Here is a 16,671-nt window from a genome sequence, read left to right on the forward strand (position 1 = left end):
AGAAAACATATGAGAACGATAATACAATCTTTCATTCACAATAGACTCTTCATGTATTTGGGAGTCATATTCATTGTTGCCGCGGGGGGAATGTCACTTTGCGGTTTGCGCAGAGATGCTTTCCCGAATGTGGATATGAAGCAGCTCGTGATTACCACAAAATTCCCGGGAGCTTCTCCTGCGGACGTGGAATTACGGGTAACGTATCCGATCGAGGAAAAGATCAAGGAGATAGACGGTATAGATGAGATCCGTTCCTTCTCCCGTAACTCCGTTTCCGATATAGATGTTCGTGTAAGCTTAGAGGAGAAAAATCCTGAAAAAGTTTTGGATGAGATCCGAAGAGCGGTAGACAATGCTATCTCCGATTTTCCTCCTCAGGTAACTGAAAAACCTAAAATTACGGAAAGAAAATCAGGTTCATTCCCGATCATGGACTTCTCCGTTTATGGCGGTAAGGACGAGATTGAACTTCATACAATCGCTGAATTTATAGAACTGGAATTGGAAAAGATCCCGGGAATCGCTAGAGTAGATGTATTCGGAAAACGTGATAGAGAATGGCATATACTTGTAAATGCAGACAGATTGAAACAATACCAATTGGATCTTTCCGATATCACAAGAACGATCCGCACTCGTAACATCAATCTTCCTGCCGGTTCCGTGGATTCTGAGAATGCATTTGATCTTAGGATAGACGGAGAATTTAAAAATCCTTCCGAGATCGGAAAAATCCCGGTTCGAACCAATGATATATTTTCCACTGTTCGTATCGGTAATCTGGCAAGGGTTGAAGATACATTCGAATATCCTAGGTTCCTTGCGATTGCAAATGGGCAGCAGGGTTTGGTTCTTTCCGTTATTAAAAAGGAAAGAGCGGATGCAATTGAAGTTGCAGATAATGTCCAGGCTCGATTAAAGGAACTTGAAAAAATTTATCCTGAAAGTATTAAAACATTCAAATTAAACGATGAAGCAAAAAGAACCAAGAATAGATTGAACGTGGTTTCTTCCAATGCTCTCATCGGGTTCTTGATCGTTTTCGGGATCTTGTTTTTATTCTTAGATTTCAGAACTGCAACTCTGACCTCTATGTCATTGCCTCTTTCGATGTTAATGACATTCGCAGCACTTCCTTTCTTTGATGTTTCCTTCAATATGATCTCTATGATGGGACTTATCATTTCCCTCGGGATGCTCGTGGATAACTCCATCGTAATTTCGGAAAATATCTATACCTATCTAGGCGAGAAAATGGACAAAACATCCGCTGCCTTGAAAGGAACCACTGAGATGTTGGTCCCGATCTTCGGATCTTATCTCACTACCGTGGCCGCATTCCTCCCTATGTTATTCATGGCGGGGATCATGGGAAAATTTATTTGGCAGATCCCGCTCGTGGTAATCATCGCATTGACTGCGAGTTTGATTGAGTCTTTCTTATTTCTTCCGGCGAGAATTGCAGCATTTGCAAAAACTCCGGATGAATTGAAGAGGACTTCCAAGTTCAGAAAATCCTTGGATGCATTCTTTGCAAGAATGGAGGAAAGGTTTGCAGACTTTGTGGCTTTTACGATCCGAAATCGAAACAAGTCCTTCTTTGCGATCATACTGATAGTGATGGGCTCCTGTGGAGTAATGTCCCAGATGGACTTTATACTTTTCCCGAAAGAGGATATCGAGATCTTCCTGATCAAAGCAGAGTTTCCTCCTTCTTCTCGTATCTTCCAAACTAGAGATAAGATGAAGTATATGGAAGAGATCTTGAAGAAGATTCCAAAAGAAGAATTGGTGAGTTATTCCACTAAGATTGGTGTACAACAAACGGATCCGGATGATCCGCTTTCCAGATTCGGAGAGAACTTGGGAGTGATCATGGTATATCTCACTCCAGAATCTAAAAGGGTGAGAAAAGCCTCCGAAATATTAGCCTCCATCGAGGATGATATCCGGAAAACTCCGGGACTTTCAGATGTATATTTGGAAGAAATGGCGATGGCACCTCCGATCGGAGCACCTATCACGATCGGTGTATTAGGAAAAGATTATGAAGTCCTTAAGAAAGTTTCCGCTGATCTGCAATCCTTCTTAAAAGGAATTAAAGGTGTTCATTCTGTTCGAGATGATTATCGTAATGGACGAAAACAGATGTACATCCAGCTCGACGAGGGACTGGAAAGTTTTACTGGAGTGTCTACCTTCTCCGCCGCAAATATGCTTAGAACAGCATACGATGGAGAAAGAGCAGGTAATGTTCGCCAAGGTAAAACCAAAATTTATCTGAGAGTAATGTATGATAAGAACTTCCGTAAAAATCCGGAAGAAGTCAAAAGTATTCCTCTTAGGAACAAGGCTGGAAATATTACCAACCTGGCAAAAATTTCCAGAATGGATCTAAAAGATTCCCCTGAATTACTTTCTCATAGGGATTTTGAAAGAGCTGTCACTGTGAATGCTGATATCAAGATCGAAACAGGTATGACTTCGAGAGAAGCAAACCAAAAGGTAATCGACGAGTTCAAACCTTTGATCGAAAGACAATATCCTGGAGTTTCCATCGTATTCGGAGGAGAGGAGAAAGACACGCAAAGATCTATGGCCTCTCTCGGAAAAGCAGGACTCATTGCGTTACTCGGGATCTTTATCATTCTTGCATTAACTTTGCAGAATGTTGTAAGGCCTATACTGATCTTGAGCACAATACCTCTTGGATTTGTGGGGATCGTAGCGGGTTTTGTATTATCCGGAAAAGCATTCAGCTTCTTAGCTATGATCGGTATCATTGGACTCGCCGGAGTTTTGGTAAACGCATCCATCGTGCTTGTGGATTGTATAGATTCTATACGCAAATCTTCCAATGCACCTTTGGATGAGATCTTACTCGAAGCGAGCCGCAGAAGGTTCCGCCCAATCTTGCTGACTACATTGACTACCGTTGCGGGACTTCTTCCTACAGCGTATAGTGTGGGTGGATCGGATCCGGTATTGATCCCTATGACATTAGCATTAGGTTGGGGACTTGGCTTCGGAACTCTGGGAAGTTTACTCTATGTTCCTGTAACACTTTCGGTGTTTTCAAATTTGAGAGCAAAGTTAGGATTTAAAACAAAGCCTGAGCCTAAGCATCATTAATAAAAAGGAGCACAGAGTTTTTTCACGCTAAGGCGCTAAGAAAAGAAGATATAGTTTGCCAAATTACAAAAACCTCTTCTAAACTTTGCGGCTTTGCGTGAGCCTTGCCTCCGTGTTCTCTGTATGAAACTTTTAGACTTAAAGTTTATTCTGTTCTTCAAAAATTGCTTCGAGTTCTGCGATCGCTTCAAAGTCTTTCGGACGACCGCTTGCTTTTTTAAGCTCAATCAATTTTTTCAATCCGATACCAGCGTTTTCGAGTAACTCAAGGATCTTCTCAAATTTTGTCATTTATGAGATTGCATCCATTTCTTTCCGGCTCGTTTCACTTCTTCGGCAACTAGTTGGAGTTCCTCTAATTTCCGAATACGTTCAGTCGGGGTTAACTTTAGATTCTCTCGGATTAAGGTTCTATCTATATCTTTCTTATACAGATTTATAATTTCTTGGATGGAATCTTTCTCGGACATAGGAAACTTTATCCTTAAGATACCTTAGGATATAGACTGGAAAAGCCTTTTTTAATTCTCTTGCCTCCGTGTCCGGTCGGATCAATCTGTCCAGAAAATGGCGTACGAGCATAAGAATATCCTGGATACGGACCAGTTCTCCAAAGAGGATCTGGACTTTTTAGTCGAGAGAACTCGAGAGATGGAAAGGCTGGTGGAGCAAAATAAGGCCTTTGGAATTTTAGAAGGCAAACTTCTGGCTTCTCTTTTTTTCGAAGCTTCTACAAGGACCAGACTTTCATTCGAAGCTGCCATGGAAAGATTGGGTGGAAGGGTAATCTCCACTGTAGGTTTCCAATTTTCTTCCATCTCAAAGGGCGAGACCTTATACGATACCATGAAAATGGTAGAAGCTTATGCAGACATCGCGGTGATCCGACATCCTGTGGAAGGTTCCTCCAGAATTGCAGCCGGTGCGGTCAAAATCCCAGTCATCAACGCGGGAGATGGAGCAGGTCAACATCCCACCCAAGCGCTTCTGGATCTATATACGATCATTTCCGAAAAAGGAAAATTGGACGGGCTCACTCTTGCATTCATTGGCGATCTGAAATATGGAAGAACGATCCATAGTTTGATCAATCTTCTACGCCATTATAAAGTTCATCTTTACTTGATTTCTCCTCCGGAACTTTCTCTTCCTGAGTCTTATAAGAAGGGGCTTGCAGGATTTCCTATCACTTTCGAAGAATCTGACGATATCAAAAAAGTTTGGGAATGCGATATTGCTTATGTGACTCGCATCCAAGAAGAAAGATTTCCGGACCATAAAGAATACGAAAGATTAAAAGAATCCTTCAAGTTGAACAAAGAATTGATACTCGCATCTAAAAAAGAAACTACAGTACTTCATCCTCTTCCAAGAGTGAATGAACTCTCTACAGATGTGGATGATCTTCCGAACGCAGCGTACTTTCGTCAGGCAAAGTATGGAGTAGTAAGCAGAATGACGTTACTCTGTCTTTCCCTGGGCGTTCGTTTTTAAACGGAGTAGAATGGAACGTAAGATCTGGACATACGAAGAAGCACGTAAAATTCTACCCTATGTCCGGTCCATCACGGAAGAATTTTACGAAACCGTTGGAAAGGTTCACCAAGAACTGAAAAACGGTTTATACCAAGAGAATGAACAAGAAGCCAGAGAAACCAAAGTTGAAGAACTATTGGTAGAATGGTCCGGAAAGATCCGGGAACTTGGTATAGAAGTCAAAGGGCTTTGGCTTGTAGACTTCGACAACGGAAAAGGTTATTATTGTTGGCATCTGGGAGAAGAGGATCTTCTTTTCGAACACGGATACGACGAGGGTTTTGCAGGACGCAAACCGATCCAAAACATAGACGAGGATTACGAATAATTCAATGGCGAATATAAACGAAAATTATCTGAAATTAAAAGCGGGATATCTTTTCCCGGAGATCGCAAGAAGAGTAAAAGTTTATTCTGAAAAACATCCAAACGCAAAGATTATCCGACTAGGAATTGGAGACGTTACTCTTCCTTTGGCTCCATCCGTCGTGGATGCACTTGTTTCTTCTTCAAAAGAAATGGGAACTCCGGAAGGATTCCATGGATATGGGCCTGAACAAGGATATTCTTTCCTACTCAAGGCGATCGCAGATAATGATTATGCTCCTCTTGGTGTAAAACTGGATGAGAGCGAAATTTTCGTATCCGACGGATCCAAATGTGACTGCGGAAATATCCAAGAAATATTCTCTACAGATGCAAAGATCGCGATCGGAGATCCTGTATATCCAGTATATGTGGACACGAACGTAATGGCAGGAAGAACTGGGGAAGCAGGACCGGACGGAAGATACGCCAACCTGATCTATATGCCTTCTACAAAAGAGAATGGATTCCAACCGGATTTCCCTAAAGAAAGGCCGGACCTAATCTATTTATGTTTTCCTAATAATCCAACCGGAACTGTGGCTTCGAAAGAATCCCTAAAAGCTTGGGTGGAATACGCTAAAAAGAATAATAGTATCATTCTTTATGATTCTGCATATGAGGCATTTATCTCTGAACCGGGAGTTCCAAGATCTATTTACGAGGTAGAAGGAGCAAGAGAGGTCGCAATAGAATTCCGCTCCTTCTCCAAAACCGCAGGATTTACAGGACTTCGTTGTGCTTATATAGTAATTCCTAAAGAATTAAAAGGAAAAACAAAGGACGGCCAGGAAGTTTCTATAGGTCAACTTTGGAGCAGAAGACATACCACTAAATTCAACGGCGTTTCTTACGTGACCCAAAAAGCGGCCGAGGCGATCTATTCTCCTCAGGGAAAAAAAGAGATCCGAGCAAGCATCGATACTTATATGGCTAATGCCAAATTGATCCGAGAGGGACTCATCAAAGCAGGATACGAAGTATTCGGTGGGGTGAATGCTCCTTATATCTGGCTCAAAACTCCTAATAATCTTAGCTCTTGGGACTTCTTCGACCAATTATTAGACAAGGCTCAGGTGGTAGGAACTCCAGGCTCCGGTTTCGGACCTGCGGGAGAAGGTTATTTCAGACTTTCCGCCTTCGGGAAAAAAGACGACGTGATCGAAGCAATCCGTCGAATTAGCGCTCTGTAATCAGGGCGCTTTTTCCTCAAAAAAAAGAGAATATACATTTCGAGACCCTGCCGATAGACTACTAGTAGGGAAAGCTATGGGTTCGAAATATACACGCATTCTTCTTTTTATATTCGCTGCGGCGCCGATTTTTTTCACGGATAGGACTTATGCAGTTTCTCCCGATCAAACGAATCTCGCGATCCTGATTGATGAGAATAAGATAAACATAAAGTTCATCAATATCTGCGTGAGTAATCTTGCGCCACCTTTGGAAGAAGGTGCAGGGCCTAAATCCCAGGCCGGAGTGGCAACTGCAGCGGAGAATGCGCAATCTGGTCAAACTGCAACCGCAAGTGGACAAACTGAACTTTTCAAAAAACTGAATACTATAGACAATTATAGATCGTTCAAGAAGGCAAACCAAGCTGACTTCAATGGGAATATGTGGTATTTCCAAAGTAACTACAGTTTATCTTATAAAAACCTAAAGTCCGCGCAAGGAGAGATGAAGGACATCTTCCAAGTAGTTCACGAAAATTATATCAAAACTGCTCGTATACTTTTAGAAGCCGCTTCTCCAATGATCATTCGTTCTAATGATAAGATCGCGCAACATTTATTGAAGCTTGGATTTAGAGATCTAAAATCCTCCGAAGATAATTTTACCACTGCATATAATTCTTCTCCTTACCAATTCAGAGTGAAACTTGTACTTTTTGGAGAAGGTATCAAGATCGCAAGAAGGGCCAGAAGATTTGCACTTCTCGCAATGATCGCAGCGAAAACTCCGAACGACGACAAGCGCGAATTCCAATTCGTGAATTTGGACGAAGTCAGAAATATTGCAGAGAAGGAAAATATTTCCGACTATGACCGTATCCGAAACACACTTATTGATTATATAGACAACGAATTACTTTCTCCTAAGATCGCTCCTCCTGGAGAAGGAAAAGATAATCCGGTAGATCTATTAGAAGTCCATGATGACAATTACAGCTTTATCACCAACGGAAGGGTTTCTTTTTTAGAAAAAAGTAATGAAGAGATCCGCGTAGACGATATCAATAAAATAGAAGCGTTACCTCCTGTCCCTGCTCAGGGAGGAAACAAGTAATGGATCTTCCTACTCCAGCCGAAATCATTTCTCTTAGAGTAAAAGGGGGACGATTTTGGAAATGGCTGGTAGTATTTTCACTGATCGCAGTGACAATACTGGCCGGAAGGATCTATTCTTCTCAGTCCACTCAAGGATTCAGAGAAAGAAAAAAATCGGTAGATTCTAAAGTTAGGATACTAAGAGAGATCGGAAATTCATTCGAATCCTCAGAACTCAAAAAAGATCTTCAAAAAATAGAAAATTATTCCGCAGACTTGAACTCTGCTTCCAAAGTAGGAAGTGTACAGGAAAAAACGGATAGCTTAGCGTTACTCGAAAGGGCACTTCCTGAATCTATGAAACGTTGGTCCGAATTTGCAGAAACTTCTTCGGATAAACTTTTGCAACATGTAGCAAAAGAATCCCGTTTTTTAAAAATGGAATCGGAAGATCATCATCCTCTTACTGTAAAAGAAGAAGAAAGGGCCAATGATTATTTCAGAATGGCAAGGGAAGAATGGCTTTCCGGAAATAAATTCCGGAGAGACGGAAATCATCTTTACGCATTAGTATTATATAAAAGATCCTTAAAATACTCTCTATCTAGCTTAAAAGTATCGAAACTTCCTTATCCGGAAGAATACAGAAACGCTGCAAACCGCCTCATAAAAAACTAGTCTCAGCACATAAAAAAGTAGAGGAATTTTCTCGCTTAGGCTTCAAAAGAAGTCATTCCGGAGGAAATTATCCTCCTTCTCCCAATGAGAATCGAAGTTTTATATAAATTTTTTCTCTATAGTCCTGCCAGTCATTTACCAGTATGGGAAGAAGGAACAGGCTTACTCGGATTACTCCCCAAAGAAAGAGTTCTAATGGAACTCGCAGACTTAAGTGCCTCCGAAAGAGAATTTGAAAGGATCCCGGAAGAATTTTTAATCCGAGAAATTCCAGAAACCGTTCTAGCATTTTTCCAAAAACAAAGAGCTATTCCCGTTCTCGGTCCCTTAGGAGAAAAATTAGAAGACTGGGACAAACCTAGGTTTCTCGCAGAGCTTAGTAGATCCTCCTGGATGGCTAAGGAGACAGAAAAACCGAAAGTTTCTCCACAAAAGACGGAAGAAGAAAAGGCAAAACAAAGCCAATGGTTTATGGAAGTACTTCTCCAGAACTTTCCGGATGGATTGCTTGCCACTGACTTGGATGGACATACGGTATTTTATAACGAGACATTCGAGAAGGAAATACTTATCAAAAAATGGTTTAGAGACAGCATTCTTCAGGCAGAAAAACTACTGAAAGAAATGTCCAAGGACCTACTTGGAAATTATCTTAAAACGCATGAATTAAGATTAGAAGAAGGAAGACTTTCTGTTCAGACATTTATTCCGGATCTGGATTGTATCGTAAGAGTATCTATCCTGAAACAAAAAGGAAAGCCTCTAGGTTATCTGTATCACTTCTCCCCAGCTTCCGCAAAACTAAATAGCCAAGATGGAGAAGGATTTGCGTTCCCTTCAGTAACAGAAGCTTTCAACCAAAAACTTCCACTCGAAACGATGTTAAAAGAAGTGGAAGGAAGTTATATTTATCACACACTCAAAAGAAACCAAGAGAATGTTTCCCATGCCGCCTTGGACTTAGGAGTGCCAAGAACGACTCTACAAAATAGAATTAAGTTTTTGGATTTAACCAGTAAGTTCAAATTGAATAAGGACCAGCCGATCCCTAGAAAGAAAACAGGCAAACAAAGTCCTATTAAAAAGACTGTTCCTCAAACAAACAAACCTGCGATTGCGGAAACCAAACCAAAACCAAGTTCTAAAAAAAAGCAGGTAAGTTCTAAGAAAAAATCCACGTCTAAAAAAAGGACAAAGCAAAAATAAAAGCCTTGACAGAGTTTGTAATCTGGAAATAGTCCACATTAAGAGCCGACCCTTTCCTCTCTTCCGAGCATACGCTCGTTTGAAAAAATAAGGGATTCCCCGGTCGCTTAATAAAGAACCGACTACCCGGATCCTTCAAAACCCGCTCTTAATCGAATAAAAAATGAATACAGGAAGGTCCTCCTTCCAAATCCAATACACGGTATTCCATGGCTAACCCAAGACGAGACTCCAAGCCCCGAAACAACTATCAAAACAACAATAACGACGCACAAAACGATAATAACGAAGAAGAACCGAATTTACCGGAAGATGATCCGGAAACGGCAGAGATTCGTTCCAGAAAAAGACGTCGTGGTTCCTACGAGGGACCTACACCTGCTCCTATAGATCTAGTAGCACTTAAAAAGACATCCATCGCAGAACTGATCGAAGTCGCTAAAAATCTTGGCGTAGAGAATACAGGCGGACTAAAAAAGCAAAACTTAATATTCGCCATCCTACAAGCCCAAGCTGAAAGAGAAGGTCAGGTCCATGCTGCAGGCGTAATGGAAAGATTGCCTGATGGATACGGTTTCCTCCGATCTCCGGATTATAACTATGTTCCAGGTCCGGACGATATTTATGTATCTCCTTCCCAGATCAAATTATTTGGACTAAGAACTGGAGATACGGTCGAAGGACAGATCCGTCCGCCAAAGGAATCCGAAAGATTCTTCGCAATGCTTCGTGTGGAAACCGTAAACGGATACACACCAGATGTAGCAAGCAAACGTGCGTTATTCGACAACTTAACCCCACTTTATCCGAACGAAAGATTAAGAATGGAACATGATCCTTCTCAGTTAGATACAAGGATCGTAGATCTAATGTGTCCGATCGGAAAAGGACAAAGAGCACTTATCGTTGCGCCGCCTAGAACAGGTAAAACAATCCTGATGCAGAATGTGGCAAACGCGATTACCAGCAATCACCCGGAAGTTACTTTAATCGTACTGCTCATCGATGAGCGTCCGGAAGAAGTAACAGACATGGCCCGTAACGTAAGGGGAGAAGTAGTATCTTCTACTTTCGACGAACCTGCTACCCGCCACGTACAAGTTGCCGAGATGGTCATCGAAAAGGCAAAAAGACTGGTAGAACACGGAAGAGATGTGGTCATTCTGCTCGACTCAATCACCCGTCTTGCCCGCGCTTATAACCAGGTCATCCCGACTTCCGGAAAAATACTCTCCGGTGGTGTGGATTCAAACGCACTTCACAAACCGAAAAGATTTTTCGGTGCCGCTCGAAATATCGAAGAGGGCGGATCACTTACTATCATCGCGACCGCACTTGTGGATACCGGATCCAAAATGGACGAGGTGATCTTCGAAGAGTTCAAAGGTACCGGTAATATGGAGATCCATTTGGACAGAAAACTTTCCGATAAGAGGATTTTCCCAGCGATCGATATCAATAAGTCCGGAACCAGAAAAGAGGAGCTCCTACTACCTAAGGAAACCCTCCAGAAGGTCTTTGTGCTCCGAAAAGTGCTTTCTCCCATGAGCATCACAGAAAGCATGGAATTATTACTCGAGAAGATGAGACAGTCTAAGACTAACGAGAGCTTCTTGGGCAGTATGAACGCCTAATAAGATTTTGGAAAAGGGGACAACATGAAAACAGACATCCATCCTAAATACGCTGACGCCAAAATTCGCTGCGCTTGCGGGGCGGTTTACGAGACTCGCACTACGGTCGGAGACATCCACGTAGAAATTTGCTCCAACTGCCACCCATACTTCACCGGAAAATCCAAAATTCTGGATACAACTGGTCGAGTAGACAAGTTCAAGAAAAAATACAAAATCTCCTAATCGAGGTTTTAGGTTTGGGGGCGTCCCCTTTGCTTTCGCAAAGGTCGGGCTCCTCCGAGCTGCGCCTGCGCTCCGGTCGCTTCGCGACTGCTCCGCACTCTCCGGATCCCTAACGCATCCAAAAAAGAAATCTCCCCAGTTAAAAGTGCTTTCCTCCTTCATCAACAAAGTCTAATCTAAGAAAGGCAATCATCATGTCAGTAATGGATTTTAATCGATATAAAGAGATCAATGACCAAAGACTAAACTATAGAGAAATGGAAGACGCAACCGTTGTTTCCAACTATAGAAACGTAGGTTGTGGAGACGGATATCGTATTTATCTTAAGATAGACGAGAATAGAAAAGTCACAGACGCAAGTTTTACTACCACTGGTTGTGGATTCGGGATCGTTGCACTTGCAATGGCCACAGAGATCGCTAAGGGAAAGACCATTGATGAGCTCAAAAACGTCACCACTGACGACGTTGAAAAACAATTCGAGTTCCCTGAACGCAGAAAAAATTATCCTGAATCAGCAGTAGCAGCGCTACAACAAGCAATCCATGATTACGAAACCGGAGCAGGGGTTCCAAAAGAAAGAAGGATCACAGCTGCAAAAGCAAAAGAGATTCTTGCGGAAACCGGAAGCCTAAAAGGTCAGGACTTATCTTCTATCATATTAGAAAAAGAAGATCTACATGGAGTGGATTTCTCCGGAGCAAATCTAAACAACGCATTCTTAACCAACTGTAATTTTGCAGGAGCCAATTTCGAAGGCGCACGCTTGCGCGGTGCCTTCTTAAACGGAGCAGACTTAACTGGAGCCAACCTAAAAGGTGCGGACTTACGTTGGGCAAAACTCGCGGGAGCCAAGATAGAAGGTGCGGACTTTACCGACGCAGTCTACGATATAGGCACTAGAGTTGATCAAAGACAAATACATATTTTCTCTTCCATGAAGAAGGAAGGAAAAGATATCTATATGGAGAAACATGAAGCCGGGTGATAAAGCCAAACTGACCAAAAGAAGTTTTCTTTTAAAGGGAGTGATCGTACTCACCGGCGCTCAAGTGGAGATCCAAGAGATAAATGGGGATAAGGTTTCCGTTTTGTATAATGATAGAGAAGGATACCCGCATACAATCGAAGATCTCACCCTTGCAGATCTTGCTCCTATCGATTAATTAACTCTAGGCCTCGCACTAACCGAGTTCTAAATCTGCTTTACAAATTCTCCAGGAAGGTTTTAACTTCTTCGCGGAGAAATTAGAGAGATGATATATAGAACACTCATTATTTTGTTATTGGCTGTGGTTACAATTATGCCAGGGATATCCTGTTCTTGGATGGACGATGTTCCGATCCTGACTTGGTTCGTAGAAGACGATGACGAAGAGGAAAGAAAAGAATTTCACGATCTACTAGTATTGATCGCGATCTTATCAAATAACGGTCATAACGGAAATCTAACCGTGCAAAGTCTGGAAGTAAAAACAAAGATTTCTTCTTTGTCAAATCCCAACCGGGCGATATTCTGCTCTTTATTGCAAACTCAGGATCCTTCCCAGTTTAAGGAGTATTGTTTAAATCCTTAACGGATCTATTTTGTGATCTTGGGCGTCTTCGCGTGAGAAAAAAATAGAGATGCAATTTTCACGCGAAGCGGCTAAGTTGAGAAGATTCTTCAATACACAAAGATCTTCTGTGAATTTTCCCTTCTGCAACCGAAAGATAATTTATACGATTTTATCGACCGTATTCTTGTTCGAATGCAGTGCAGCCACTTATTCCACAATTTCCTATTCAAAATACGAACAAATTCGAACAGTTCGTGAAAACGCGATATCTTCTGAAAATTTAAGTCTGATCACCACCAGATTTCTAAAAAGTAACGATCTATACAAAAGATACCAAGAAGCACCCAGAGTAGTCATCTATGATCTGGACAATAGGTTAGTAGCATTAAAAACAAGAGAACTTGCCTACTATTTAGCAGAGTTATGCTATCAAGTAGGATCTGAGCTGGATCTTGAAGATCCAATGTTCGCAAGGATGTTTGCTTCTTCCTTAGTATACTCGTATACGTATTTATTTGATAAAAAAGCAACGCCGGCTGCGGATCCGTTCTCTATGGAGTTTAGATTTGCACTCGAAACTTACAATAGATCACTCGCACAATTAGTTCGATTTGCCAAAAGGAATAGAAAACTCGCCAATCTAACGGATCTAAATCTTCCTCTCATAAGAGGCGCGCTCTCCATGACCAGGGCAGAGGTAGAAACAGCCTGGACCCCGAAAAACTTTTTAGAAGTAGAAGTCGCCTACGATTATAAAAATGCAGGATTCTCGAATCAAATCAGTAAGTTCGGGATAGGGACTCCGCTGATTTTGATCAGAAAACATCCTGAAAAAGAACCGATAGAAAGAAGAAAATATGAATTTGTAGCCGGAGTAGGTCAGGCATATCCCGGAACGGCACTCGTAACATTGGAAGAATCTTATTTAGAAAATCGTAATCTAACTTTAAAGGCAGTTATCCATTTATACGATCCAGTTCATAGGGACCGAATACAGTTTTCCGGATTGGATCTGCCTATGGAAAGTGATACAACCACTCCGCTAGCTTATATGTTATCGGGGGCGGAAAAGAGAGACGGATTTTTTGCTAAGTTCGACGGAGAGGTCGGGCTAGAAAGAAAAGGGTTATACCTAATTTATCCATACAAAAAAGGAAAGATCCCGGTAGTATTCGTGCATGGTCTTGCTTCTTCTCCTTTTATTTGGTTTCCGATGATTAACGAACTCTTGGCTGATCCTAAGATTAAAGATAATTATCAGTTTTGGGTATACTGGTATCCAACAGGAAATCCGATCACTATTTCCGCAGCAGACTTTAGGGATACACTCCGAGATCTTCGAAAAACCTATGATCCAAAAGGAGAAGATTCTTCCTTCGATAAGATGATGCTCGTAGGTCATAGTATGGGTGGGCTTCTTTCAAAACTGATGGTAACCAAAAGTAAAAAAGAAGATTGGATGAAAGTTGCAAATGTTTCCCCCGAAAAATTCGATCTTCTTAACTCCGACTCCAAAGAAGAAGTTAAACGAGTATTCGATTTTAAACCTTTGCCGTTCGTGAAAAGGGTAGTGTTTATAGCGACACCACATAGAGGTTCCAATCTTGCAGAAGGATTTTTGGCATCTATCGCAAGGATCTTATTTGTACTTCCTAAGGGCGCTCTTCATAATATAGGAAAGGCCTATAAGTTTTTAATATCCGACTCAGAAGAGGAATCCATTCTTCCGGAAACGTATGGAGTGGACGGGCTTTCTCCCAATAGTCTATTCATGAAGGTTACGGGAGAATTGAAACCCGAAGTTCCATTTCATTCGATAATAGGAAATTCTAAGTTTAGAGATCTGGAATGGATCAATGATTCAGTGGTCTCATATGATAGTTCTCATATAGATGGGGCAGAATCTGAACTTCTGATAGATTCGGATCATTCTGTCCAAGATCATATGCCCACAATCCTTGAAATAAAAAGGATTCTCTGGGAACATTCCGGGATTTCTAAAAAGTAATTATTACATGAGGGCACCTCTCATTTCTCCGTTAAATCAATATTTTATTTCTAAATAGTATATTAATTTTTCATAATATCATTATTTCTCTATTCTGAAAAAGGATATCCAATATGGAATATGAGGGGCCTTTTGTATATAATTTGGGATAAGAACATTTTTCTATATTTAAAATTTTTATGTCTGTATTGCCAACGCCGAACGTTAGTGTTGTCAGAAGAGTGAAGTTCCAAGCGGAGCTTGCGCAAAATAGAAAGCAAATCTACTCGGATCGACGGCGTGATGTAAATTCCTTGGTCAGCACGTTGTCGGTCTTTTCTTTTAAGAATTCATCCCTTTCCAAAGCCAATCAAAGGATTCTGAAAGTGTTTGGTCCAATTCCCCTTCTAAAAGCCAAAGATTTTTATTCAAGAATGCTTCTTTTACTTCTTTGGGAGGATTATGATGCTGCCAAAGCATTAGTCCTAAAAAATAAAAACGTAATATAAATTTTCTGGCATTTGCGATCGTAAGTCCGGTCTCTCTGGAGAGCCAGATCCTTGCCAGTTCGTCCATTCCATCCGAAGTATTCTTTTTGAATTCGTATAAAAAGTCCTGGTCCACATTACTTTCTAGAATTCCCGGAATGATTAATCCTACGAACATGAAAATTTCATTTTGGGAAAATTGACGAATGATCTTTTCTTTTAGTTTGGCTAAAGAATATTCAGGACCTTGCAGTAGTTCGGCCATTTCCTTAAAAAAAGATTCAGTTTCTTGCAAATGAAGTGTGAGAAAAATTTCTTCCCTGGTTTTGAAATAGAAGTAGATCACTCCCTTGGTAACACCTGCTGCTTCCGCAATCTCTTGAGTGCTTGGCAGAGGGTGTTTTTGTTTTACCAGAAGCTCCCGCAAAGCAGCCACGATTGACTGCTTGCGGATTTCCTTTTCTTCCGGTCTTCTGGCTCTTTTTTTATCCACTCTTAGGAAACTATACGGCAGCGGACAACATCCAGTCAACCGTCTCTTGAAGAGATTTTTTCACAGACATAGGTTTCCATTGGAATTCTTTCGCCAATCGATCCGAGTTGTACTCTTGTTTTCTTTGTAGATAATCTTGCACTATCTCAGAGTTGATCTGTCTATCCAGACCTGTGACTGCATGTTTGAAAGCATCCAAATACGGCATGACCCTAACTATAAAGGAAGGAAGTTCCTTGCCGGTTGTTTTTGCCTTAGGATGTATCTCTTTCACTAACTTACACACTTGGGAAACTGAAAGAGTTTCTCCGGTTGCGATATATCTTCCTTGAGCTTTCGGGTTTTCGTAAGCCAGGATATGCGCCATCGCAACATCTCTCACATCCACATAAGAAAAAGTCATCTTGGGTGCGAATGGAAGTTGGCCTTTTAGAATATCTTGGATCAATTTTAGGGAAGAAGTAGGTTGAGTGAACTGAGGACCTAAAATGGTTCCGGGAAGAACAGTTACCAGATTCAAACCTAATTTTTTCGAAATCTCCCAAGCCAATTTTTCAGACTGAGTTTTGGAAATTGCATAAGGTTCTTTCGCGGAATCGTTCCAAGTGGATTCATTCAAAGGAGATTCCCCTTCTGCAATTGTTCCTACAGCGGCAATGCTCGAAGTATATACTACTTTTTTGATCCCTGCCTTATACGCTTCTTCCAAAATGTTCCTGGTTCCGTTGATATTCGGTTCCACCACTTCCTTCTGAGGATCTTTCGCAGTCAGATTGAATGCTGCCGCCACTTGGAAGAGCCCATCCTGACCTTGAAGAGCTTTACGAAGGGATTCTCTGTCGCCTAAATCCGCAGAAACCAATTTAACTCCTAACTTTTTTAGGTTAGAAGTTTTCTTATCATCATTTGCATCCCGGACTGCAGCCGTTACCTCATAACCTCTTTCTTGAAGAAGTTTTACTAAAGAAAAACCCAAGTGCCCGCTCGCACCAGTTACCAATACTTTTTGCATGAGTTCCTACCTCACTAATTAATATACCATTGGACTATAAATAATATACTATTAGTCAATTATTTTTTGTAAAAAGCAGGC

General features: G+C 41.3%; 17 protein-coding genes. 13 read left to right on the forward strand and 4 right to left on the reverse strand.

Translation table 11 applies throughout. From position 1 onward, the window contains the following. Positions 1–9: 9 nt before the first annotated feature. Entirely contained in the window at positions 10–3,135 is a 3,126-nt protein-coding gene (locus EHO65_RS02005) for an efflux RND transporter permease subunit (RefSeq protein WP_135772551.1), read from the forward strand. Positions 3,136–3,273: 138 nt separating this feature from the next. Here EHO65_RS02005 and EHO65_RS19860 read toward each other — a convergent pair whose 3' ends face one another. Beyond that, positions 3,274–3,426, reverse strand: coding sequence for a hypothetical protein (locus tag EHO65_RS19860; RefSeq protein ID WP_167481996.1), 153 nt, complete (start codon positions 3,424–3,426; stop codon positions 3,274–3,276). Next, the gene (locus tag EHO65_RS02010) at positions 3,423–3,605 is read right to left on the reverse strand and encodes a hypothetical protein (RefSeq protein ID WP_135772552.1); all 183 of its coding nucleotides are present in this window, start codon (positions 3,603–3,605) and stop codon (positions 3,423–3,425) included. The genes EHO65_RS19860 and EHO65_RS02010 overlap by 4 nt, the downstream gene beginning before the upstream one ends. A gap of 97 nt (positions 3,606–3,702) precedes the next feature. Between EHO65_RS02010 and pyrB the strand changes: the two genes are divergently transcribed. From pyrB to EHO65_RS02070, 12 genes are all read left to right on the forward strand, one after another. Continuing rightward, positions 3,703–4,629, forward strand: coding sequence for an aspartate carbamoyltransferase (gene pyrB, locus EHO65_RS02015; RefSeq protein ID WP_135615599.1), 927 nt, complete (start codon positions 3,703–3,705; stop codon positions 4,627–4,629). A 10-nt stretch (positions 4,630–4,639) separates the two neighbouring features. Beyond that, positions 4,640–4,999, forward strand: a complete 360-nt coding sequence (locus EHO65_RS02020) for a DUF2203 domain-containing protein (RefSeq protein WP_020770201.1) — start codon at positions 4,640–4,642, stop codon at positions 4,997–4,999. Between the two features lie 4 nt (positions 5,000–5,003). Next, positions 5,004–6,230 carry an LL-diaminopimelate aminotransferase gene (locus EHO65_RS02025; protein WP_135772553.1) on the forward strand — a complete coding sequence of 409 codons (1,227 nt, stop codon included), beginning with the start codon at positions 5,004–5,006 and terminating at the stop codon, positions 6,228–6,230. 76 nt (positions 6,231–6,306) lie between these two features. Continuing rightward, the gene (locus EHO65_RS02030) at positions 6,307–7,326 is read left to right on the forward strand and encodes an adhesin OmpL37 family surface protein (RefSeq protein ID WP_135772554.1); all 1,020 of its coding nucleotides are present in this window, start codon (positions 6,307–6,309) and stop codon (positions 7,324–7,326) included. After that, entirely contained in the window at positions 7,326–7,985 is a 660-nt protein-coding gene (locus EHO65_RS02035) for a PROCN domain protein (RefSeq protein WP_135772555.1), read from the forward strand. Before EHO65_RS02030 ends, EHO65_RS02035 begins: the two co-directional genes overlap by 1 nt. An 84-nt stretch (positions 7,986–8,069) precedes the next feature. Then, on the forward strand, positions 8,070–9,191 hold the full coding sequence (locus EHO65_RS02040; protein ID WP_135772556.1) for a helix-turn-helix domain-containing protein: 1,122 nt from the start codon (positions 8,070–8,072) through the stop codon (positions 9,189–9,191). A 209-nt stretch (positions 9,192–9,400) separates the two neighbouring features. Further along, the gene (gene rho / locus EHO65_RS02045; protein ID WP_100709345.1) at positions 9,401–10,825 is read left to right on the forward strand and encodes a transcription termination factor Rho; all 1,425 of its coding nucleotides are present in this window, start codon (positions 9,401–9,403) and stop codon (positions 10,823–10,825) included. Between the two features lie 24 nt (positions 10,826–10,849). Next, the gene (gene rpmE, locus EHO65_RS02050) at positions 10,850–11,050 is read left to right on the forward strand and encodes a 50S ribosomal protein L31 (protein ID WP_008592280.1); all 201 of its coding nucleotides are present in this window, start codon (positions 10,850–10,852) and stop codon (positions 11,048–11,050) included. A 194-nt stretch (positions 11,051–11,244) separates the two neighbouring features. Further along, positions 11,245–12,039: a pentapeptide repeat-containing protein gene (locus EHO65_RS02055; RefSeq protein WP_135772557.1), complete on the forward strand. Its 795-nt coding sequence runs from the start codon at positions 11,245–11,247 to the stop codon at positions 12,037–12,039. Continuing rightward, entirely contained in the window at positions 12,026–12,217 is a 192-nt protein-coding gene (locus EHO65_RS02060) for a hypothetical protein (protein WP_135772558.1), read from the forward strand. Before EHO65_RS02055 ends, EHO65_RS02060 begins: the two co-directional genes overlap by 14 nt. 90 nt (positions 12,218–12,307) lie before the next feature. Next, positions 12,308–12,628 carry a hypothetical protein gene (locus tag EHO65_RS02065; protein ID WP_135772559.1) on the forward strand — a complete coding sequence of 107 codons (321 nt, stop codon included), beginning with the start codon at positions 12,308–12,310 and terminating at the stop codon, positions 12,626–12,628. A gap of 49 nt (positions 12,629–12,677) precedes the next feature. Then, complete coding sequence (locus EHO65_RS02070) at positions 12,678–14,618, forward strand: esterase/lipase family protein (RefSeq protein ID WP_425269316.1); 1,941 nt, start codon at positions 12,678–12,680, stop codon at positions 14,616–14,618. 321 nt (positions 14,619–14,939) lie between these two features. On the opposite strand, the gene EHO65_RS02075 is transcribed toward EHO65_RS02070, so the two are convergent. Together EHO65_RS02075 and EHO65_RS02080 are read right to left on the reverse strand one after the other, a co-directional pair. Then, entirely contained in the window at positions 14,940–15,578 is a 639-nt protein-coding gene (locus tag EHO65_RS02075; protein WP_135772560.1) for a TetR/AcrR family transcriptional regulator, read from the reverse strand. Between the two features lie 10 nt (positions 15,579–15,588). Then, the gene (locus EHO65_RS02080; protein WP_135772561.1) at positions 15,589–16,590 is read right to left on the reverse strand and encodes an NAD-dependent epimerase/dehydratase family protein; all 1,002 of its coding nucleotides are present in this window, start codon (positions 16,588–16,590) and stop codon (positions 15,589–15,591) included. Positions 16,591–16,671: the final 81 nt, after the last annotated feature.

Source organism: Leptospira andrefontaineae, from assembly GCF_004770105.1.
Lineage (GTDB): Bacteria > Spirochaetota > Leptospiria > Leptospirales > Leptospiraceae > Leptospira_B > Leptospira_B andrefontaineae.

What these genes read in the sequence shown, in the direction of transcription:
- EHO65_RS02030 (WP_135772554.1), top strand. Translation starts at nt 6,307, where the DNA reads ATGGGTTCGAAATATACACGCATTCTTCTTTTTATATTCGCTGCGGCG.
- EHO65_RS02010 (WP_135772552.1), bottom strand. Translation starts at nt 3,605, where the DNA reads ATGTCCGAGAAAGATTCCATCCAAGAAATTATAAATCTGTATAAGAAA.
- EHO65_RS02025 (WP_135772553.1), top strand. Translation starts at nt 5,004, where the DNA reads ATGGCGAATATAAACGAAAATTATCTGAAATTAAAAGCGGGATATCTT.
- EHO65_RS02040 (WP_135772556.1), top strand. Translation starts at nt 8,070, where the DNA reads ATGAGAATCGAAGTTTTATATAAATTTTTTCTCTATAGTCCTGCCAGT.
- EHO65_RS02020 (WP_020770201.1), top strand. Translation starts at nt 4,640, where the DNA reads ATGGAACGTAAGATCTGGACATACGAAGAAGCACGTAAAATTCTACCC.
- EHO65_RS02065 (WP_135772559.1), top strand. Translation starts at nt 12,308, where the DNA reads ATGATATATAGAACACTCATTATTTTGTTATTGGCTGTGGTTACAATT.
- EHO65_RS19860 (WP_167481996.1), bottom strand. Translation starts at nt 3,426, where the DNA reads ATGACAAAATTTGAGAAGATCCTTGAGTTACTCGAAAACGCTGGTATC.
- EHO65_RS02060 (WP_135772558.1), top strand. Translation starts at nt 12,026, where the DNA reads ATGAAGCCGGGTGATAAAGCCAAACTGACCAAAAGAAGTTTTCTTTTA.
- rpmE (WP_008592280.1), top strand. Translation starts at nt 10,850, where the DNA reads ATGAAAACAGACATCCATCCTAAATACGCTGACGCCAAAATTCGCTGC.
- EHO65_RS02080 (WP_135772561.1), bottom strand. Translation starts at nt 16,590, where the DNA reads ATGCAAAAAGTATTGGTAACTGGTGCGAGCGGGCACTTGGGTTTTTCT.
- EHO65_RS02070 (WP_425269316.1), top strand. Translation starts at nt 12,678, where the DNA reads ATGCAATTTTCACGCGAAGCGGCTAAGTTGAGAAGATTCTTCAATACA.
- pyrB (WP_135615599.1), top strand. Translation starts at nt 3,703, where the DNA reads ATGGCGTACGAGCATAAGAATATCCTGGATACGGACCAGTTCTCCAAA.
- EHO65_RS02055 (WP_135772557.1), top strand. Translation starts at nt 11,245, where the DNA reads ATGTCAGTAATGGATTTTAATCGATATAAAGAGATCAATGACCAAAGA.
- rho (WP_100709345.1), top strand. Translation starts at nt 9,401, where the DNA reads ATGGCTAACCCAAGACGAGACTCCAAGCCCCGAAACAACTATCAAAAC.
- EHO65_RS02005 (WP_135772551.1), top strand. Translation starts at nt 10, where the DNA reads ATGAGAACGATAATACAATCTTTCATTCACAATAGACTCTTCATGTAT.
- EHO65_RS02035 (WP_135772555.1), top strand. Translation starts at nt 7,326, where the DNA reads ATGGATCTTCCTACTCCAGCCGAAATCATTTCTCTTAGAGTAAAAGGG.